This is a genomic window from Yersinia antarctica, from assembly GCF_056636475.1.
The window spans coordinates 277,976-298,270 of the sequence record NZ_JBSJQF010000001.1 but is presented as its reverse complement, the minus strand read 5'-3'; the positions used below and the strand labels follow the sequence as shown (position 1 = coordinate 298,270).

Sequence of the window (20,295 nt, the reverse complement as noted above, 5' to 3'; positions counted from 1 at the left end):
TCATGACTAATAAGGATATTAGTGTGGTGGTTCCGGTATTTAATTGCGCCGCTTACCTCACACAACTACTGGATTCATTGTACCAGCAGTCGGGTGTGTCATTGGAAATCATTGCCGTCAATGATGGTTCGACCGATGACAGCCTGACGATATTAGTAGCCGCCGCGCGCCGTGATTCGCGGCTGGTCATTGTTAATCAGGCCAATCAGGGGCTTTCTGCGGCCCGTAATGCCGGAATCGCTCGGGCAACCGCCCCCTGGATTGCTTTTGTTGATGGCGATGACTGGCTGGCCTCTGATGCTTTATCAACTTGGTTGCAACAGGCCAATCGGCAGCAATTAGATTTATTGATAGGTAATGGTTTTACCTTTACCACTGATCCCCACCTAGCGCCCAGCAGCCCCTTGTTATATAAACAGCCGTGGAGCGAGATACTTAGCGGCCAGCAATGGGTTATTCGCAGTATTGAACATAATGAGTGGCCACATTATGTATGGCTACAATTGATTCGGCGCGAATTGGTCGCGACCCATCAACTTGCATTCATCCCTGGAATGCTACATGAAGATATTCTGTGGACCACCCATCTGGCACTCGCCGTACAACGTGTCGGTTTCTGTGATACGCCATTTTATGGTTATCGCACCAACCCACACTCCATCACCCTCTCTCCGTCACCCCAAGCCTTGTTGGCTCGCGCCAATAGCTATCTTAGAATTATTAACGCGCTAATTAACCTTTCTGCCACGCAACAACCGCCGTTATGCCGTGCGCTGTTACGTCACGCTAATCAGGAGAGCGGCCATTTTTTTGGGTTGATGCGTAAGAGATTATCCCCGTCACCAGAACGTTCGGCACTCGCGGCTGAGTTTAAGGCATTAGGCTTACCCAAAGCGCTGTTTCAGGGCGCGGGGAATATCAGTGAGTTCTGGCGAGCGGTACGTTTATCAGTCACTCTATGGCGTTATGCGCAGCAGAAGCATTCATTATCAAAATAGATCTCAAATTTACGTTTATTTTTGTTATTACTCAGGAAATTTTCATGTTTAATAAGGCATAAAATTACTTCTGGGAATATGTATAGATGCAGCGCATTTTGGTTATCCGAATTGATTTCCTTGGCGATCTGGTTTGTACCACTGCTTTATTACATGCATTAAAGCAGCGCTGGCCAGCAGCCGAAATTCATGTGCTGGCAAATAAATACAATCGAGATGCACTGGCACGTAACCCCGATATCAGCACCGTTCACACCTACGTTTACAGTAAGCAATGTGAAAGAAACCAACAACCGGGCAGGATCAAGGCGCTGTTTAATCGTCTGGCCCTGATTTGGCGACTGCGATGTTTACGTTTTGATTTACTGGTTATCCCTAACGGTGGCATGAACAAAAACAGTATCCAGTTCGCTAAACAACTTAATGTGGGCCCCATTCCCGAACGAAACGCAACAAACCATCATGCGTTATGCAGCGAGTAGATACTCTAAAAATACCTCATTCGGTGAGCTGTATTCCAGAGATTTGCGCCCCCGAGTGTTGAGGATGTGCTCCAGTCTCGCAATATCTTCATCGCTGACGCCATTAAAATCGGTTCCTTTCGGATAAAACCGCCGTATCAGACCGTTGGTATGCTCATTCAACCCCCGCTCCCAGGAATGATAAGGCCGGGCAAAGTAAACCTTTGCGCCCGTTACCTGAGTGATGTCCTTATGTTTCGCAAACTCGGGTCCGTTATCTGCCGTCAGGGTTTTAAACTCACAGAAAGTATTCGCCACGATGTCCCTGAACGCTTCCACGACGCTCTCAGCGCACTTATTGGGGAGTTTACGGATAATGACCTGCTTTGTGGCTTTGTCCACGACCGTCAGCAGGAATGACTTCTGGTCTTTGCCAAAAATCGTATCGATTTCAACATGCCCGGGAACCTGTTTGAGTTCAGCCTCAGCAGGCCTGTGCTCAATGCCAACCCTGTCCGGGATGGGCGTGCGTCCGGGCTCACCCGTATCATAGCGATAGCGTTTACCCCGGTGAGGGAGCTGAAGGTAAAGCTTACCGCCAGCCTGTCTGTCCGAACGGATATAGCGGTAGAGTGAAGTGGAATACTGAATTTGGCCATTTGAAAAGAACTGCTATTGTCAGTTCATCAACCAAACAGGTGGCATAATGACCAACAAATTTAGTCCTGAATTCAAACGTGAATGTGCGCAACTGGTCCTACTGCATAATTACACACAACCGGAAGCGGCTAAGGCGATGAATGTCAGTATCTCTGCGCTGAAGCGATGGATTTATCAGATCCGCGATGAAACCAACGGGAAAACACCGAAAGCATCCGCCATAACCCCAGAGCATATCGAAATACAGGCGCTTAAGAAAAGGTTACAACGTGTTGAAATGGAAAACGATATTCTAAAAAAGGCTACCGCGCTCTTGATGTCAGACTCCCTGAACAATTCTCGTTAGTTGAGAAACTCAGGACGCGCTTTCCTGTTGCCTTTATTTGCAATGTGTTCGGGACCCATCGCAGCAGTTATCGCTACTGGTCAAGTCGGCCACGGCTGCCTGATGCAAAACGCATCGTCTTACAGGGACTGGTTCGTGAAGTACACCGTGTCAGTAATGGCTCAGCGGGAGCAAGAAGTATTGCCGAGATGGTGAGTGCAAAAGGTGTCCCGTTAAGTCGCTGGCGAGCCAGTAAGATAATGAAAGAGCTTAATATTGTCAGTTGCCAGCAACCGGAGCATCGCTACAAAAAAGCCACAAAAGAGCATGTGGATGTCCCTAATCATCTGGATCGCCAGTTTGCAGTAACAGAGCCTAATCAGGCCTGGTGCGGCGACGTGACCTATATCTGGACGGGCAAACGCTGGGCTTATCTGGCGGTTGTTCTGGATTTATTTTCCCGCAAGCCAATAGGCTGGGCGATGTCGTTTTCTCCAGACTCAGCCCTAACAGGAAAAGCATTAACGATGGCCTGGGAAGCCCGGGGGAAACCGGCTGACGTTATGTATCATTCTGACCAAGGAAGTCACTATACCAGCAAGGAATTTAGACGGTTACTGTGGCGTTATCGGATAAAGCAAAGCATGAGTCGACGTGGGAATTGCTGGGACAACAGTCCAATGGAGCGATTTTTTCGCAGTCTTAAATCAGAATGGGTACCCAACTGTGGATACGCTAATTTTGGCGAAGCAAATAACGCCATAACGAATTACATCATTGGCTATTACAGCCAACTCAGACCCCACCAATACAATGGTGGATTAACACCCAATGAATCAGAGCGATTATTTTGGGAAAGCTCTAAAACCGTGGCCAATTTTTGTTGACCACTTCAGAGGGTATTTTTGCTGACGGCGATATCAAACTGGATTTTCAGTCTCCCACAGATAACCTCAGGGGAGGTATGTACAGCCAGCGCCTGCCGGAGAAAGTCTTGTGTCTGCTGGCCCAGAGGGAAACAGGCATTGTGTGCCGAGGTGGCGCCCCGCCGTTGTCTGGCTAAGGCATCAGCGCGTCTGGAGGAGTAAAGTCCGTTGAAAGCGGGGTCCGTATTACGCCTGAGCTCCCGGCTCAGGGTAGAGCGAGAGACATCCAGTTCTCTGGCAATGCAGGACTGATTAACGCCTTCAGCTTTTCGTTTTTCGATGTAAAAGCGCTCATGCTGAGTCAAATGTTTTCCCTTCATGCAACAGGGTCTCCGACAGGGTCAATACGGCTATTTTATCCGTACCTGACCGGTGGGTCACTTTGTTGCATTTCGTTTGGGAATTGGCGTGGTCGATAACCGCTGGCATAACCCGGGCAGTGAATTTGATGACCGCAATCCTGACCATGTGACCAATCGGCCAATACGCCATGAGGCACTGTCAGGTTTTGCACTGCTACCCGAACTGGGGCGGGTCGACATCGATACGCTCAAGTTACATCTCTATCCTGACCCACAATTGCAGGCAAAATGGCAGGCAGAATTAGGTGAACGCAATCAGCCACGCATCGGGCTGTTTGTCTCGAATAAAGCACCGCAACGGCGTTGGTCGTGGGAAAAGTGGCAACAGTTAGCACTGAAGCTCAGTGATCAGGCCGAGATAGTGATTTTGTATGATCCCATCGCACCGCCAAGTGAACAGCAACTGGCGAGCATCCACGGCCGAAGTCTATTCACACCGTCAGTTGATGAGTTCGTGGCCGCAGCCAGTCAATTGGATGTAGTTATTTCGGCTGATAGCGCACCGGTCCATATCAGTTCAGCATTACAGATCCCGGTCGTCGCACTGTTTGAGTCGCGGCCAGAAAAATACCGGCGCTGGTACCCGTTAACCCGCCATGTGTTGTTACATGCCGGGCCACAGGTTGATGACATCACCGTTGATGCTGTTGACGCAGCGGCCCGCTCATTGTTAATCACAGACTAAATCAAACCGCCCGTTAACCAGGCCGGTACACCGGCCTATCCCCCAGAATAGTCGCCCGATGCATCACCCGCCGCTGTGGCAGATAATCGGCATTGGCATAGTGCTGGGTGACACGGTTATCCCACATCGCCACATCATCCTGCTGCCAGCGCCAGCGTACTTGAAACTCGGGTTTGGTGGTGTGCGCAAACAGGAAACGCAGTAAAGCATCGCTCTCTTTATCACTCAACTCAACGATTCGGGTGGTGAATCCTTCATTGACGAACAATGCCTGACGCCCACTCACCGGATGGGTACGTACCACCGGATGCAATATCGGCGGATTATTCTCTTTAGCCAGTAGCCATCGTTGATGCTCTTCCGGGGTCGCACGATGTTTGTGCTCGGGGAAGGAGTGCGCGAAGTCATGCTCGGCCTGTAAACCGGCCAAAAGCTGTTTAAACGGAGCAGAAAGTGCGTCATAAGCCGCAATCCCACTGCTCCACAAGGTATCACCACCGGTTGGCGGTAGCTGCTTTGCCGCTAGAATCGCACCTAATGGCGGATTGGCAATAAACGTCACGTCGGTGTGCCAGTTATCGTTGTCCGGCGGATTATTATCATGGGTATCCAGCACGATAATCTCCTCACACTCTTTGGTGTGCGGATAAACCGGATGAATATGTAAATCACCAAAACGCCCGGCCAGTTCACGTTGCTGTAATGGCGTGATGGGCTGATTGCGGAAAAACAGTACCTGATGTTTGAGTAACGCGTGATAAAGCTGTTCAAACTGACTATCACCCAACGGGCGGGCAATATTAATATTCTCAACCAAAGCACCAATATGCGGCCCTAACGGCGTGACTACCAAGCGTTCATTCATTGCTGTGCTCCATACCAAGGTGTTAGCCGACGTTGGATCGCCCGCAAACTTAGCTCCATACCAAAAGCGATAATAGCAATCACACTGATGCCGGCGATGACGACATCGGTTGCGAGAAATTCACCGGCTGATTGCACCATAAACCCCAATCCGCGCGTAGCGGCAATAAGCTCCGCAGCCACCAACGTTGACCACCCCACACCCAACCCTATGCGGATACCGGTTAAGATTTCTGGCAAGGCGCTGGGGAGCACCACAAACCATAAAACCTGCCAGCGACTGGCCCCCAATGCACGAGCAGCTCTAACCCGCACCTGTGCCACGCTACGCACGCCAGCCACAGCGGCTAACGTCACCGGCGCAAATATCGCCAGATAAATCAGCAGGATCTTTGAGGTTTCACCAATGCCGAACCAGATAACCATAAGGGGTAAATAGGCTAAGGGGGGAACGGGGCGATAAATCTCAATCAGTGGGTCCAACACACCCCGTACGGTGCTGCTTAGCCCCATCGCAATGCCCGTTGGAACACCAAGTGCGACCGCAGCGAGTAATGCGATGAGAATTCGCCCCAAACTGGCAGCCAGATGTTGCCATAGCGTGGCATCCATAAACCCCTGCGGGCTGGCAATCACCAATAACTGATGTAATACCTGCTGCGGCGCGGGTAAAAAGAGTGGGCTGATAAGCTGTAACGCCGTCACCGCCCACCACAACGCGACCACCACAATCAGAGTAGTGATGCTAAGCCACAGGCCATTACCCGCAGGTAAACGGCGAACCGCTTTCTTGGCAATCAGCGGGGGTTCATCGTTAGCCGGTAGGCGGTGAACCGGCAGCGTGACGGCTTGATTACGTAACGTGCTGTGCAGGCTCATATCAATACCTCCCGTTGCTGGAAGACTTTACCCAACACATATTCGCGGCGGGCGATAAATTCAGGATCAGACTTAATGGATCGGCATGGCTCACCAGCGGCATAACGCCGACCAAAATTCAGCGACAGTCGTTCGACCACCTGCCCCGGCCCTGGAGACAGCAATAACAGCTCGCTGGCCAGAAACACCGCCTCTTCGATATCGTGGGTGATCAGCAAAATTTGTTTACCGATATCACGCCAAATAGTCAGCAACAGCTCTTGCATCTGCTCGCGGGTAAAAGCATCCAGCGCGCCAAACGGCTCATCCAACAGCAACAAGCGCGGGTCAACCGCCAGTGCACGGGCAATCCCTACTCGTTGGCGCATCCCACCAGAGAGTTGCCAGATAAGGTGATGTTCAAAACCAGCTAACCCTACCCGATGAAGCATTTTCAGGGCAGTTTCGCGCCGCTGTTGTTTGCTTAATCCTGCCAGTTGCAGGCCAAACTCCACATTGCTGACCACATCCCGCCACGGCAGTAAGCCCTCATGCTGGAACACCACTCCCCGTTCGGCACTCGGGCCGTGAACCGGTATATCATCCAGAGTGATGCTGCCAGCTGAAGGCTCCATAAATCCGGCAATTAGATTCAATAACGTGGTTTTACCGCAACCTGATGGCCCCAATACCACGAGCAACTCTCCAGATGCGATTTGTAGTGACACATCCTGTAAGGCAGGTTTGCCCTGATATTCGGCCCACAGGCCGCGCACGTTTAGCATGATGACTCCTAGGACTGCGGTGTGGCCTGCACTGCTTTCACAAAGCGGTCAGTGACGAAATCACTATAATCACTGGCAATTTGCGGGATTTTGCCTTGCTCTTTCAGGAACGCGGCAGTATCGCGGATGGCCTGATCCACTGGTTGACCCAGTTGCGTTATCTGCTCAGCGACAGGCAAATAAGTATTGCCCTTCACCAGCTCCGGCACTTGATCGGTAGGGACACCACTTAAGCGCGAAAGCTGCCCCAGATACTGCTGATTTTTCAGCCATTGTTCTGGTTGGGCCAGATAAGCACCTTGGGCGGCCAATGCACTGCGGGCGAAGGCGGTAACCACCTCAGGATGGGCTTTGGCGAAGTCTTTGCGCACCACCCAGACATCCAGGGTTGGCGCGCCCCATTGACCTACTTGGGCAGAATCAGTCAGGACGGTACCGGTTTTGGCTAATTCGTTAACGGCAGGAGCCCAAACATAAGCGCCATCAATGTCACCCCGCTGCCAAGCGGCGGCGATAGCAGGTGGCTGCAAGTTGAGGATTGTGACCTGATCCGGCTTAATTCCCCAATGTTTCAGGGCTGCCAGCAGACTGTAATGTGTCGTGGAGATAAACGGCACGGCAATACGTTTACCAATTAAATCTTGTGGGGTTTTAATGTCTTTCTTCACCACCAGCGCCTCTGAACTCCCCAGTTGTGACGCCAGTAGGAAGACCTCAATTGGCACCTTTTGGCTGGCAGCAACGGCTAATGGGCTGGAGCCGATATTACCAATTTGCACATCACCCGAGGCCAATGCCCGCACAACGCTAGAGCCGCTGTCAAACTTGCGCCAATCCACATTGGCACCGGACAACTTGGCAAAGCTGTTATCCGCTTGCGCGACTTTTGCCGGTTCTGCGGAAGTTTGATAAGCCACTGTCACATCGACAGCATGTGCACTGGCAGCAACTAGCGACAGAGCTAACAGTGCACCACCTGGCCGTAAAAAGCCGCGTATTGCGGCGGTAAGACTTGCAGAAGATAAGGTTATCGCCATGGTTCACTCCGCTGGGTTAACTGTGTCATTCGCTATCGCTGCGACCCTGAGCGCACCGGGCGCTCTGAGATGACAGTGTTACCCGAAGGAGTAATACGACAAAAGGAATAAAAGAATATTCTTTATTCCTTTTAGTGATAAGAAAAATCTGAAGGAATTGTCTATGCAGTTAACTTAAAGATCTATTTGGCCTTTCATAAAAATGCGGGCATCACCGGCAATTAAAGTACGATCACCGACTAAGGTGCAGAATAATTCGCCACCGCGTGCTGATATCTGCCGGGCGTGCAGTGATGACCTTCCCAGTCGCGCGACCCAATAGGGCATTAAGGTACAATGGGCTGAGCCGGTAACCGGATCTTCATTGCTGCCAAGGGTAAAGTAACGCGAAACAAAATCCACTTCATCACCCGGCGCGGTCACAATCACCCCACGACCGGTATAGGCAATCAGCGCAACAATATCGGGTTGTAACTGCTGTACCTGCTGCTCGTTTTCCAGCACCACCAACAGAGATTTTGCCTGCCATACCTGCTGAATGTTGCTGCCAAGCAATGCACTCAACTCTGCCGCGACAGCAATTTGGTCGGGCGGTAATGAAGGGAAATCCAGCGACAGTCGGCCGAAGTTATCGCCATCGCGCTTGACGTACAAGTCACCGCTGGCACTGCGAAAACAGATATCATGCAAGCCAGGATTAATGATGCTGAACATCACATGCGCCGCCGCCAATGTGCCGTGTCCACATAAGTCGACTTCACGTTCCGGCGTAAACCAGCGGATCGCCGATTTATCCCCTTCATCCCAGACAAAACTGGTTTCCGGTAAATTAATCTCGGCCGCGATACTTTGCATCTCTGCGGCCGACAACGGTTTCTTCAGCAGATACACCCCTGCCGGGTTGCCAGATAACCCTGCGCCAACAAAAGCATCAACATGAAAATAGTTATAGGCCATCTATTAGCTCCACTGATTAATGCCAAATCAATAACACACAAGCTGCCGTCAGCAAGCCCATCGAGATATTAAAGCTAAACCAGGCACGGCGGCTGCGTAACAAGCGCCCAATCAAAGTACCAAAACCCAGCCAAATGATACCGGCCACCAGGTTCACCATAAACATACCAAGGCTTATCATTACGATAGAATGATTATAGGCGGCCCCGGTCATACTGAAGCTGGCGACTGACCCGAGTCCCATCAACCAGGCTTTGGGATTAAGGAACTGCAATAACCAGCCTTGATACAGACGCAACGGTTTTGGCGGTACGACATTGGTTTCCAATTTCTCATAGGCAGAAGTGGCAATTTTCCATGCCAGCCATAGCAGATATAGGCTACCCAAAATTTTCAGAACCAGATGGAGGGAGGGGTAGATAAGAATCAGGCCGCCGACACCAAAAGCCACCAACAGCAACATGCTCTGCATGCCTAACATAATACCTAACATCAGCCAGATAGAACGCATAAAGCCGAAGTTAGCCCCCGCAGAGGTCAATAACATATTGTTTGGACCGGGGGTAATAGCTGCAACCCAAAGAAAGCCTACCATTGAAAGAAATAAACTCAGTTCCATGAGACGGGTGCCTCTCACCCAAAATGATGCGCGATATACCCATGAAGCTAACAGTGTGTTATTGATCACACAAGAGCAACAACATGATTTCCATTCACTATATGCATGAATTATTTCGCCCACTGGCCGGAGCCAGTAATCCACATCTGCAAACACTGCTGCCACGGCTGGTCAGACGCCATGTGACATTGCAACCATTCTGGCAACGGCTGGAACTGCCTGATGGCGATTTTGTCGATCTGGCCTGGAGTGAAAATCCCGAGCTGGCGAGAGATAAACCCAGAGTCGTACTCTTCCACGGTTTGGAAGGTAATTTTTACAGCCCTTATGCCCATGGGTTATTAAGTGCATGGCAAGCCAAAGGCTGGCTCGGTGTGGTGATGCATTTTCGTGGATGCAGTGGAGAGCCAAATCGTAAGTCACGCATTTATCACTCCGGTGAAACAGAAGATGCTCGCTTCTTTCTCCGCTGGCTTCGAGAGCGCTATGGCCAGGTGCCAACCGCCGCCGTCGGGGTCTCTTTGGGTGGCAATATGCTGGCGATGTATTTGGCAGAGCAAGGCCAAGATAGCCTGTTGCAGGCCGCAGTGGTGGTGTCAGCACCACTGATGCTTGAACCCTGTGCTAATCGTATGGAGCAAGGTTTCTCCCGAGTCTATCAGCATTATTTACTGGGCCAACTAAAGTTAAATGCCACGCGTAAGCTTTTGCATTACCCCGGAAGTCTGCCTTTGGATCTGGCTCAATTGAAAGGGTTGCGGCGAATCAGAGATTTTGATGATGTCATTACTGCTAAAATTCATGGTTTTAATGATGCCGTTGATTATTATCGCCGTTGCAGCGCCCTGCCGCTATTGCCGCAGATTACGACTCCGCTGCTGATCATTCATGCCAAAGATGATCCGTTTATGACGGCTGAAGTTATCCCGGATCTCAGCGAGTTACCGGCCAATATTGACTATCAGTTAACCGAACATGGCGGTCACGTTGGTTTCGTCAGTGGCTCATTGAAACACCCACAAATGTGGCTGGAACAACGTATTCCGGCCTGGCTTTCCCCTTATCTGGAGCAACAGCAATGATAGTTCCCTGGCAGCAAGTTGACGGTGAAACGCTGGATAACTTACTTGAAGCCTTTGTGTTACGTGAAGGTACCGATTACGGCGAGCATGAGCGCTCATTAGCGCAAAAAGTCGAGGATGTGCGCCGCCAGTTGATCAGCGGTGAAGCCATATTGGTGTGGTCCGAATTACATGAAACCATCAATATTATGCCGCGCAGCGCATTTCGCGCCGGAGCAGAAGAGCAGCAATAGTCCTCTCGCTGTTACGAAGACATTGGCTGAAACAGGGTGACAAGCCCGCCACTTTGCCCTAAAAATAATCATCAACGATAAAAAAACAGGCGATTGCAGCCCAGTCACTGAAGATCTAACCCCCATGGAGTTACAGCTAATATGTCGACTAAACATCCGGTTATAGCCGTTACCGGCTCAAGTGGCGCAGGGACAACCACCACTAGCCTGGCGTTCCGTAAGATCTTTCAGCAATTGAATATTCGCGCAGCGCAAATTGAAGGTGACAGTTTCCATCGCTATACCCGCCCTGAGATGGATGCCGCCATCCGTAAAGCACGAGATCAAGGCCGACATATCAGCTATTTTGGCCCCGAAGCCAATGACTTTGGCCAGTTGGAGCAAAGTGTGTCGGAATACGGTGAACACGGCACTGGCTGTTCACGTAAGTATTTACATACCTATGATGAAGCGGTGCCATACAACCAAATTCCCGGCACGTTTACCTCGTGGGAAGCATTACCACAACCCACCGACGTGCTGTTTTATGAAGGGCTGCATGGCGGCGTGGTGACTGAACATCATGATGTGGCGAAACACGTCGATCTGTTGGTGGGCGTGGTACCTATCGTCAATCTGGAGTGGATTCAGAAATTAGTACGCGATACCGGCGAACGCGGCCATTCGCGTGAAGCGGTGATGGATTCCGTAGTGCGCTCCATGGATGATTATATCAACTACATTACGCCGCAGTTCTCACGCACTCATATCAACTTCCAGCGCGTGCCAACCGTTGACACATCAAATCCGTTTGCTGCCAAAGCGATTCCGTCACTGGATGAAAGCTTTGTGGTTATTCATTTCCGGGGTTTGGATCAAATTGATTTCCCTTACTTACTGGCGATGTTGCAAGGATCATTTATCTCTAATATCAATACATTGGTGGTACCCGGCGGAAAAATGGGGCTGGCAATGGAGCTGATTATGGCGCCGCTAGTGCAGCAGTTGCTGGAAGGGGAGAAAATCGGTTAATCTCCTTCATTCTTGAAGCCGCAGTATAGCAATGGCTGGAGAGAAAAAAATAATTTGACTCTATCCCAACCCAAAGTAATTGGAGCTGCAGGTAGGCAGCAAACGAACTCATCCCGATGAGCTTACATAAGTAAGTGATTCGGGTGAGCGAACGCAGCTAACAACCCTGCAGCTTCAAGTACGAAGGGTTTGCTTAGGCGATGTCACGGATCTCAAAACTGTGGGTAATCGTCGCCGCTTTACCCAACATCAGTGAGACGGAGCAATACTTTTCTGCTGACAGCTCAACGGCTCGTTCCACAATTTTGTCGGTCAGACCTTTGCCGCTGACAATAAAATGCAGGTTGATTTGCGTAAATAGACGCGGTGCCTCTTCGCGACGCTGCGAGGTTAATGTCACTTCGCAATCACGCACATCATTGCGGCCTTTTTGTAAAATAGAGACCACATCAATCGCGCTACAACCGCCTGCTGACATTAATAACATTTCCATCGGACTCGGTGCTTTGTCTCCAGCATTACCGTCCATCAACACCTGATGACCTGATGCCGATTCACCCAAAAATGTCAGCCCCTCAACCCACTTTACACGTGCCTGCATAACTCTTGCTCCCGGTTAAATTTTCTGATCCAGACTACCCTTTCATTTACAAACTGGCAATGTAACCCGATGTTCATCATGCTGAAGCGATACAACACAAGACACTGGCTTCATCCTGTGCTACAAACAGAACCGAAAGTGTTGTTTCTAGAATTAAATAGGGTAGCTTCTCAATACTCAGTGGAGGGTTTCTACCCGGTACGTATCTTGGCTATACCTTTCGGCAGTTGAGCAAATTAATATGCTACGAGAAAGTGTATTTTATAAGCACGCCGTACAGGGAACTCTGAGCCCTGTTATGTTAGGCAGCGATAACAACAGAGGATAACAGCGAATGGTTCTCGGCAAGCCACAAACAGACCCGACTCTCGAATGGTTCCTGTCTCATTGCCATATCCACAAATATCCATCGAAGAGTACGCTGATTCACCAAGGTGAAAAGGCCGAAACGCTTTACTACATCGTGAAAGGCTCCGTTGCGGTGCTTATCAAAGATGAGGAAGGTAAAGAGATGATTCTCTCCTATCTTAATCAGGGAGATTTCATCGGCGAACTTGGATTATTTGAAGAAGGCCAAGAACGTAGCGCCTGGGTTAGAGCAAAAACCGCCTGTGAAGTGGCTGAAATTTCTTACAAAAAATTCCGTCAGCTGATTCAGGTCAATCCAGATATTTTAATGCGCCTATCTTCACAGATGGCGAGTCGCTTACAGATTACATCTGAGAAAGTGGGCAACCTTGCTTTCCTTGATGTGACTGGGCGTATTGCACAAACGCTGCTTAATCTGGCAAAACAACCTGATGCCATGACCCACCCAGATGGGATGCAGATTAAAATTACCCGCCAGGAAATTGGTCAGATAGTTGGCTGCTCCCGCGAAACCGTGGGGCGGATACTAAAAATGCTGGAAGATCAAAACCTGATCTCCGCACACGGTAAAACGATTGTCGTCTACGGCACCCGTTAATTCCCCCTAAACTGGTGCCGATACTGTCGGCATCAGTTTTTTAATCTTTTGTGATCAATAAATTTCTGGGGCCTTTATGAAATGGCAACGGCTTATTTATCATCCTGAAGTTAATTACGCACTACGCCAAACATTAGTGCTCTGCCTGCCTGCAGCATTAGGGTTCGCTCTCGGCGAACTTCGGCTGGGCTTGATGTTTTCTCTGATACCCGCCTGTTGCAACATTGCCTCACTGGATACACCACACCAACATTTTTTCCGGCGTCTGCTGGTCGGCGGCGCGCTGTTTACTGTGAGTAGCTTCCTAACCCAGCAACTGCTGCTATGGGGTATTCCGTTGCCTGCTGTCATGCTCAGCCTGGCATTAGTTCTAGGAGTGAGTGGGGCGATTAGCCAATTGAATGGCCATTTGTTACCCGCGGCACTGATTGCTGCTATTTTCAGCCTCAGCATGGTGGGCCGCGCTCCGATCTGGCAAGCCCCGTTGCTGTGTGCCGTAGGGACACTGTGGTATGGGGTGTTTAACGGGTTATGGTTCCGACTCTGCAAGGATCAACCGATTCGCGAACCTTTGAGTCAGCTTTATCGCTTACTAGCCGATTATTGTGACACCAAATACAGCCTGTTTGCTCAGCACCTTGAGCCGGAAAAATCGATACCGCCGCTGCTGGACAGACAACAGGCGATTATGGACAAGATTAATCAGCTTTATCAGCAATTTAATCTGATTCATAACACCACGAAGAAAGAACAAAAACGGTTGTTGGGATTGTTCCAAATGGCTCTCGATTTGCAAGAGCACATTACTGCGGCCCTGATTCAGCCAGAAAAAGCACAAGAGTTAATGGAGCAGACACAGATTGAGAGCGTGATACGCCGTAATTGCCAGAAAATCTCAGCTCAAATGCGCAGCATCGCCAACGACATTCTCTATCACCACCATGCTGATGAGCATTTCACTGCCGATGATGGTCTGACAGAACTGGCAAGCATCGCACAGGCACACCCAGACAACCCGGTCGCACAATTCTACTACTACCATATCAGCCACGTGACCCAGCTATTGAGTGACCGGCGACCACTGTATGACCGTGACCTGATGTCCAGCCAACAACCACAACCTTTCTGGCCGGCGTTGATCAGCTATCTGTCGTTCAAATCAGGTGCACTGCGGGAAGCGGCTCGTCTGGGCGTAACACTGGCAGCAGGTAGCTATATCGGTAACTTAATTCATCTACCCAAACCTTATTGGATTTTGCTTACTGTGATGCTGGTAACGCAGAACGGTTATAACGCCACCAAGGTACGAATCCATCACCGTGCACTCGGCACCTTGATTGGGCTGATATTGGCAGCTGGTCTATTGCATCTGCCAATGCCAGAGGGTGCCACCCTTGGCATTATGCTGCTCATTACCCTTGCCGCTTATCTGGTTCAACGTAAAAACTACGGGCTATCTGTTGTTGGCAGAACCATAACCGCAGTCTATATCTTGCAATTATTGACCGGAGAAGGCGCTGACTTCTTGGTTCCGCGATTGCTAGATACCTTAATTGGCTGCGCATTGGCCTTTGCCAGCGCCCTATGGCTGTGGCCTCAGTGGCAGAGCGGTTTACTGCGTAAGAATGCCCATCAGGCGCTAGAGGCATATCAGAAGATTTTGCGCTTGCTGCTGACGCCTGAGCCTGATATCAACCAACTGGCCTATAAACGCATTGAAGTAAATAAGGCCAGTAACACCGTGTTAAGCTCCTTAAATCAGGCGATGCAAGAGCCGGGGTTCAACTCAAAATATTTGGCAGATATGCGATTATGGGCCACTCACAGTGAGTTGATTGTTGGGCATATCAATGAGATGACTATCCTGACGCGGGCTTATCCCTTGGGGAGTTCAGTACCAGGTAAATATCACATTCAGCTCAGCGTCGAACTGGCGGCAGATTATTTACAACTCTGTGAGATAGCCATTCAGCAATGCCAGCAACGGCTGGAGTCAGACAACAGCGAGGGGAATAACGATTTCGTGCAGATGCCGGATGTCACACCGGACACACAAATTTCTGAGTTGGAACGTAATTTACGCCGGGTTTTGTCACACTTAAGCGTGATGCATACGGTGTCTGCCATGGCTTGGCAACAACAACCCCATCACGGTATTTGGCGCAGTCAGAGATTACGGGAGCATGTATAGCAATGGAGAGGCAAAATACCTCTCCATAATTGAGTTAACCCTGGACCAGACTGGCGATGGCTTGCTCTAACCGCGCCATTCCTTGTTTGATATCATCCAGCTCCACCACTAATGAAGGGGCTAACCGCAACACATTTGGCCCGGCATTGAGGACCATCAAGCCATTAGCCGCCGCAGCCATCAGCAACTCGCGCGCACGGCCATGGTATTGCGGCGTTAACTCGGCACCAATCAATAACCCCATGCCACGGATATCGTCAAACAGGTGATACTTGTTATTGATCTCTTGCAGCGCCTGCACAAACAGGCTGTGGCGCTGTTCAATACCATTAAGTACCTCAGGGGTATTAATCACATCCAGAGCAGCCTCAGCGACGGCACAGGCCAGAGGATTGCCCCCACAGGTGGTGCCGTGAGTTCCCACCGCCATTACCGACGCAATTTCTTCCGTGGTTAGCATCGCACTGATAGGGAAACCACCACCTAAGGCTTTCGCCGTGGTCAGAATATCTGGCGTCACACCATAATGCATATAGGTAAACAGCTTGCCGCTACGCCCCATACCGCTTTGTACTTCGTCAAATACCAGCAGCGCATCATGTTGATCACATAAAGCCCGCACCCCTTGTAGAAATTCAGGCGTCGCAGAGGTGATCCCCCCTTCTCCCTGAATGGGTTCGAGCACCACCGCACAAGTATGGTCATCCATAACGGCTTTCACCGCAGCCAGATCATTAAACGGCACATGGATGATATCGGCAGGTTTCGGGCCAAAACCATCGGAATACTTGGGCTGACCACCCACCGATACAGTAAATAAGGTGCGGCCATGGAAAGCATTATGGAAAGCAATGATTTTAGTCTTATAGGGGCTATGACGTTCAATGGCATAATGACGAGCCAGCTTAAAGGCCGCTTCATTTGCCTCGCCACCCGAGTTGGCAAAAAACACGCGATCCGCAAAGGTGGCATCAATCAGTTTTTGCGCCAAACGCAGTGCAGGCTCATTAGTGAAAACGTTACTGGTATGCCATAACGTCTCACCTTGCTGATGCAATGCCGCTACCAGCGCCGGGTGGCAATGCCCCAGAGCAGTAACCGCAATTCCACCAGCAAAATCAATATATTCCTTGCCTTGTTGATCCCACACTCGGCTGCCCTTCCCTTTTACCGGAATGAACTGTGCTGGTGCATAAACAGGCAAAATAACCTGATCGAATGTACTGCGAGTTACTGCTAACTTATCCGCCATTATACTGTCCACCCTGATATCCCCTTCGCACTTGAAGCTACAGGGTTGTTAGCTGCACGCATTATTCGGCCCATCCCTGGGCCTCACCTCTTCGAGGCCGCTGCAAGCAGCGTTCAAATCTGTTCCCGACAGATTTGTCACCTGAATCACTTGACTGTGTAAGCTCAGCGGGATTCGTTTGCGGGCTGCCTATCTGCAACTCCAATTACTTTGGGTATAATCCATTGAGTTACCAATTATTGGTATATGAAAATATAATCACAAAATATGCATAAAAAATCACAATCAGGCAAACAAAAAAAACAATTAAATAATAAATACAACTCAACCAGCTAATTTTTAAGGAAATTATCTAATAATTGATGACCTTGCTCGCTGAGGATACTCTCAGGATGGAACTGCACCCCCTCCAATGACAAGGTGCGATGACGGATACCCATAATCTCATCCATCACTCCCTCATGTTCCGTCCAGGCGGTCAGTTCAAAACAGTCTGGCAATGAGTCGGTCGCAATCACCAAAGAGTGATAACGGGTCACGGTCAGCGGTTGGTTAAGCCCCCGAAAACCCCCCTGACCATTATGGCAAATAGCCGTGGTTTTACCGTGCATCACTTGCCGCGCTCGCACTACACGTGCGCCAAAAGCCTGCCCTAGTGCCTGATGCCCCAAGCAAACACCCAGTATCGGTAACTTTCCGGCAAAATGGTTGATGGCCGCTAAAGAAATTCCGGCCTCATTGGGCGTGCAAGGGCCAGGCGAAATCACCAAATGTGAGGGTGATAACTTTTCAATATCAGCAAGTTGTACCTCATCATTACGTTTAACCACCACCTCAGCACCCAACTCACAAAAATACTGGTAGAGGTTGTAAGTAAACGAATCGTAATTATCGATCAATAGCAGCATTTCATATCCAAAAAATCAGGTTAACGCTTACGCCCACCGGTAATTGACCCCAAGACACCACGCAAAATCTGTCGCCCCAAGTCCCGCGCCATGCTCTTAGCTGCCGTCTGGACGATACCATCACGTTTGCCACCGCGCGGGCCGGTAGAACCAAACAGTAAATCATTCAGCCCATCCATCAAACCACCGCCCGCACTACCCTGCTGATCGGTTGACGGCTGAGAAGCCGCCCCCCCTCCGGCCGCTGCATCCCCCATGGTAGAGAATCCACCCGCAGATAATTTCTCATAAGCAGACTCGCGATCCACCCCCTCTTCATAACGACCATATAGTGGGGAATGATTGATGGCGTGATTACGCGCTGCCGCATCCAATGCGCCCATTTTTGATTGTGGCGCGATAACCATACCCCGCTCGACCACATTAGGCCGCCCTTTCTCATCAAGGAAAGAGATGAGAGCCTCGCCAACCCCCAATTCGGTAATCACCTGTTCGGCACTGAATGCCGGATTCGCGCGCATAGTCTGAGCTGCAGCTTTAACTGCTTTTTGATCCCGTGGGGTAAAGGCACGCAGAGCATGCTGTACCCGGTTGCCCAGTTGACCGAGGATTTTATCGGGAATATCTAATGGATTTTGCGTCACAAAATAGATGCCGACCCCTTTCGAGCGAATCAGCCGGACCACCTGTTCAACTTTATCCACCAGCGCCGTTGGCGCATCACTGAACAACAGATGGGCTTCATCAAAGAAAAACACCAGCTTAGGTTTATCAACATCACCCACTTCAGGAAGTTGCTCGAAAAGTTCAGCCAGCAACCACAACAGAAAAATCGCATACAGTTTGGGCTGATTAATTAACCGATCAGCCGCTAACAGATTGATAACTCCCTGCCCATGGCTGTCGATTTGCATTAAATCGTGAATATCCAGCATCGGCTCGCCAAAGAATTGATTGGCACCTTGCTCTTCCAAAGCCAGTAAACCACGCTGGATAGCACCAATTGAGGCCGGCGTGATGTTGCCGTATTGCGTACGGAACTGTTTCGCGTTGTCACCAACATATTGCACGATAGCCCGCAAGTCTTTCATATCAAGCAGCAGCAGGTTGTTGTCATCGGCAATTTTGAATACCAGTTGCAACACACCACTTTGCACGTCATTCAGATCAAGCAGACGCCCTAGCAGCAGCGGGCCAAGATCGGAAATAGTGGCACGGATCGGATGACCCTTTTCAGCGAAGATATCCCACGGCACAATCGGGCAAGCTTGTGGCTGCCAATCCGTAACACCTATCGCTGCCAGTCGGGTTTGGAGTTTTTCCGAATCAACCCCTTCCGCCCCAATGCCAGATAAATCCCCTTTCACATCGGCGAGAAATACCGGCACACCAATACGGGAAAATTGCTCAGCCATTTTTTGCAGGGTGACTGTTTTACCCGTGCCGGTCGCGCCAGTAATCAAGCCATGACGGTTAGCCAGAGCCGATAAAATCACTAAATCCTGTGCCGGCGGCACCTTCGCGATAAGCAATGTTTCACTCATAAACCTTCACTCCATCACGTTTACGTTAGAGACAGATAATTGATTATAAGCACCCGATTCGGGCAAACGGATTAATTTATGACAGCAATGCGACTGTTACCCAAAGAACGTGCGTTGCAGGTGGGCAGCAAGCAAAAGACAGCTTGGTTGTAAACCAGCCTTCGAGGTTTAACGTGAAGGCTGGTAACCAGCGATTAAGGTAAAACTTTCGCTGACAGGATAGTGATAGGTTTAACCGGCACATTCTGATACGGGCCGACATTTTCGGTCTGAACCTGGGAGATCTTCTCTACCACATCCATCCCTTTAACCACTTTACCGAACACCGCATAACCGAAGTCACGTTGGCCGTGGTCAAGGAAGGCATTGTCTGCCACATTCAGGAAAAACTGGCTGGTAGCACTGTCTTTATCAGCAGTACGGGCCATAGAGATGGTGCCACGCAGGTTGCGCAGGCCGTTATCCGCTTCATTTTTGATTGGTGTTTTAGCAGTTTTCTGTTTGAAGTCAGCAGTAAAACCACCACCTTGAACCATAAAACCAGGGATAACACGGTGAAAAATAGTGTTGTTGTAGTAGCCGTTGTTAACATAATCAACGAAGTTTTGTGTTGAAACCGGGGCCTTCTGGCTATTGAGTTCCAACTCAATATTCCCAACTGACGTCGTTAACAACACATGAGGCTCACCGGCAGCAAACGCTGCGGGGGCCACGGCGCTAAGGGAACAAAGTGCAATGAAGGTCACTAAAGTACGTTTAAACATTAACGGTTCCTTTCTGTAGGATGCGAACAACGGAAAAGCGCTTTGATTCTAGAGAGCTGACCCGCGCAATGCCACCCATTTACGGAATTTTACGTAACAGAATGCGCATTTAGGCTGAAAAGCTGCCTCTTCAGCAGTTAAACCGCACCATGATGATTAATTAGCCAAATTAAACCATTCCCGCACTCCCAGGCAACAGTGGAAT

At 50.0% G+C, this 20,295-nt stretch carries 20 protein-coding genes and 2 pseudogenes; 9 read left to right on the top strand and 13 right to left on the bottom strand.

Annotation, left to right across the window (positions count from 1 at the left end):
• Window positions 1–2 precede the first annotated feature (2 nt).
• Together ACWJJO_RS01200 and ACWJJO_RS01195 are read left to right on the top strand one after the other, a co-directional pair.
• Complete coding sequence (locus ACWJJO_RS01200) at window positions 3–998, top strand: glycosyltransferase (protein WP_193784746.1); 996 nt, start codon at window positions 3–5, stop codon at window positions 996–998.
• 86 nt (window positions 999–1,084) lie between these two features.
• A pseudogene (locus tag ACWJJO_RS01195) lies at window positions 1,085–1,426 on the top strand (glycosyltransferase family 9 protein); the annotation flags it as partial.
• Window positions 1,427–1,465: 39 nt separating this feature from the next.
• Here the strand turns inward: ACWJJO_RS01195 and ACWJJO_RS01190 are convergent.
• Window positions 1,466–2,110, bottom strand: a complete 645-nt coding sequence (locus tag ACWJJO_RS01190; protein WP_481091551.1) for an IS30 family transposase — start codon at window positions 2,108–2,110, stop codon at window positions 1,466–1,468.
• Window positions 2,111–2,165: 55 nt separating this feature from the next.
• Here ACWJJO_RS01190 and ACWJJO_RS01185 point away from each other — a divergent pair.
• Window positions 2,166–3,331, top strand: a protein-coding gene (locus tag ACWJJO_RS01185; protein WP_481090543.1) for an IS3 family transposase whose coding sequence is annotated in 2 segments (ribosomal slippage) — window positions 2,166–2,412 and window positions 2,412–3,331 — 1,167 coding nt in all. Because the reading frame shifts where the segments join, the coding sequence is not laid out codon by codon here.
• A gap of 5 nt (window positions 3,332–3,336) precedes the next feature.
• Here the strand turns inward: ACWJJO_RS01185 and ACWJJO_RS01180 are convergent.
• Entirely contained in the window at window positions 3,337–3,690 is a 354-nt protein-coding gene (locus ACWJJO_RS01180) for a helix-turn-helix domain-containing protein (protein WP_481090542.1), read from the bottom strand.
• 88 nt (window positions 3,691–3,778) lie between these two features.
• Between ACWJJO_RS01180 and ACWJJO_RS01175 the strand changes: the two are divergent.
• Window positions 3,779–4,417, top strand: a pseudogene (locus tag ACWJJO_RS01175) (glycosyltransferase family 9 protein); the annotation flags it as partial.
• A 13-nt stretch (window positions 4,418–4,430) separates the two neighbouring features.
• On the opposite strand, the gene tauD reads toward ACWJJO_RS01175, so the two are convergent.
• The 6 genes from tauD to ACWJJO_RS01145 all read right to left on the bottom strand — a co-directional run bounded on the left by tauD (window position 4,431) and on the right by ACWJJO_RS01145 (window position 9,537).
• Window positions 4,431–5,282 (bottom strand): taurine dioxygenase, encoded by an 852-nt coding sequence (gene tauD, locus ACWJJO_RS01170; protein WP_083161179.1) that lies wholly within the window; start codon window positions 5,280–5,282, stop codon window positions 4,431–4,433.
• On the bottom strand, window positions 5,279–6,160 hold the full coding sequence (tauC, locus tag ACWJJO_RS01165; protein ID WP_102970492.1) for a taurine ABC transporter permease TauC: 882 nt from the start codon (window positions 6,158–6,160) through the stop codon (window positions 5,279–5,281). Before tauC ends, tauD begins: the two co-directional genes overlap by 4 nt.
• Window positions 6,157–6,924, bottom strand: coding sequence for a taurine ABC transporter ATP-binding subunit (gene tauB / locus ACWJJO_RS01160; RefSeq protein WP_481090541.1), 768 nt, complete (start codon window positions 6,922–6,924; stop codon window positions 6,157–6,159). Before tauB ends, tauC begins: the two co-directional genes overlap by 4 nt.
• Before the next feature lie 8 nt (window positions 6,925–6,932).
• Window positions 6,933–7,961, bottom strand: coding sequence for a taurine ABC transporter substrate-binding protein (gene tauA / locus ACWJJO_RS01155; RefSeq protein ID WP_102970493.1), 1,029 nt, complete (start codon window positions 7,959–7,961; stop codon window positions 6,933–6,935).
• A gap of 174 nt (window positions 7,962–8,135) precedes the next feature.
• Entirely contained in the window at window positions 8,136–8,918 is a 783-nt protein-coding gene (locus ACWJJO_RS01150) for a PhzF family phenazine biosynthesis protein (RefSeq protein ID WP_481090540.1), read from the bottom strand.
• Window positions 8,919–8,934: 16 nt separating this feature from the next.
• Window positions 8,935–9,537 (bottom strand): LysE family translocator, encoded by a 603-nt coding sequence (locus ACWJJO_RS01145; RefSeq protein ID WP_083161184.1) that lies wholly within the window; start codon window positions 9,535–9,537, stop codon window positions 8,935–8,937.
• Between the two features lie 101 nt (window positions 9,538–9,638).
• Between ACWJJO_RS01145 and ACWJJO_RS01140 the strand changes: the two genes are divergently transcribed.
• The 3 genes from ACWJJO_RS01140 to ACWJJO_RS01130 all read left to right on the top strand — a co-directional run bounded on the left by ACWJJO_RS01140 (window position 9,639) and on the right by ACWJJO_RS01130 (window position 11,863).
• Complete coding sequence (locus tag ACWJJO_RS01140; protein ID WP_420072814.1) at window positions 9,639–10,619, top strand: hydrolase; 981 nt, start codon at window positions 9,639–9,641, stop codon at window positions 10,617–10,619.
• Entirely contained in the window at window positions 10,616–10,852 is a 237-nt protein-coding gene (locus ACWJJO_RS01135) for a YheU family protein (protein ID WP_032906589.1), read from the top strand. Before ACWJJO_RS01140 ends, ACWJJO_RS01135 begins: the two co-directional genes overlap by 4 nt.
• A 141-nt stretch (window positions 10,853–10,993) precedes the next feature.
• Window positions 10,994–11,863 (top strand): phosphoribulokinase, encoded by an 870-nt coding sequence (locus tag ACWJJO_RS01130; protein ID WP_481090539.1) that lies wholly within the window; start codon window positions 10,994–10,996, stop codon window positions 11,861–11,863.
• Between the two features lie 193 nt (window positions 11,864–12,056).
• Here ACWJJO_RS01130 and ACWJJO_RS01125 read toward each other — a convergent pair whose 3' ends face one another.
• Window positions 12,057–12,464, bottom strand: coding sequence for an OsmC family protein (locus ACWJJO_RS01125; RefSeq protein WP_004391459.1), 408 nt, complete (start codon window positions 12,462–12,464; stop codon window positions 12,057–12,059).
• Between the two features lie 334 nt (window positions 12,465–12,798).
• Here ACWJJO_RS01125 and crp point away from each other — a divergent pair, with 334 nt between their 5' ends.
• Both crp and ACWJJO_RS01115 read left to right on the top strand, forming a co-directional pair.
• Window positions 12,799–13,431 carry a cAMP-activated global transcriptional regulator CRP gene (gene crp, locus ACWJJO_RS01120; protein ID WP_005186183.1) on the top strand — a complete coding sequence of 211 codons (633 nt, stop codon included), beginning with the start codon at window positions 12,799–12,801 and terminating at the stop codon, window positions 13,429–13,431.
• A 76-nt stretch (window positions 13,432–13,507) separates the two neighbouring features.
• Window positions 13,508–15,622: a YccS/YhfK family putative transporter gene (locus ACWJJO_RS01115; protein WP_420072811.1), complete on the top strand. Its 2,115-nt coding sequence runs from the start codon at window positions 13,508–13,510 to the stop codon at window positions 15,620–15,622.
• Between the two features lie 34 nt (window positions 15,623–15,656).
• On the opposite strand, the gene argD is transcribed toward ACWJJO_RS01115, so the two are convergent.
• The 4 genes from argD to ppiA form a co-directional block, all read right to left on the bottom strand.
• On the bottom strand, window positions 15,657–16,874 hold the full coding sequence (gene argD, locus ACWJJO_RS01110; protein ID WP_481091550.1) for a bifunctional acetylornithine/succinyldiaminopimelate transaminase: 1,218 nt from the start codon (window positions 16,872–16,874) through the stop codon (window positions 15,657–15,659).
• A gap of 332 nt (window positions 16,875–17,206) precedes the next feature.
• Complete coding sequence (locus tag ACWJJO_RS01105; RefSeq protein ID WP_481090538.1) at window positions 17,207–17,782, bottom strand: aminodeoxychorismate synthase component II; 576 nt, start codon at window positions 17,780–17,782, stop codon at window positions 17,207–17,209.
• Between the two features lie 20 nt (window positions 17,783–17,802).
• The gene (locus tag ACWJJO_RS01100) at window positions 17,803–19,326 is read right to left on the bottom strand and encodes a helicase HerA-like domain-containing protein (protein WP_420074194.1); all 1,524 of its coding nucleotides are present in this window, start codon (window positions 19,324–19,326) and stop codon (window positions 17,803–17,805) included.
• Between the two features lie 194 nt (window positions 19,327–19,520).
• A complete protein-coding gene (gene ppiA, locus ACWJJO_RS01095; protein WP_083161196.1) occupies window positions 19,521–20,090 on the bottom strand; it encodes a peptidylprolyl isomerase A in 570 nt (189 codons plus the stop codon).
• Between the last annotated feature and the right edge of the window lie 205 nt (window positions 20,091–20,295).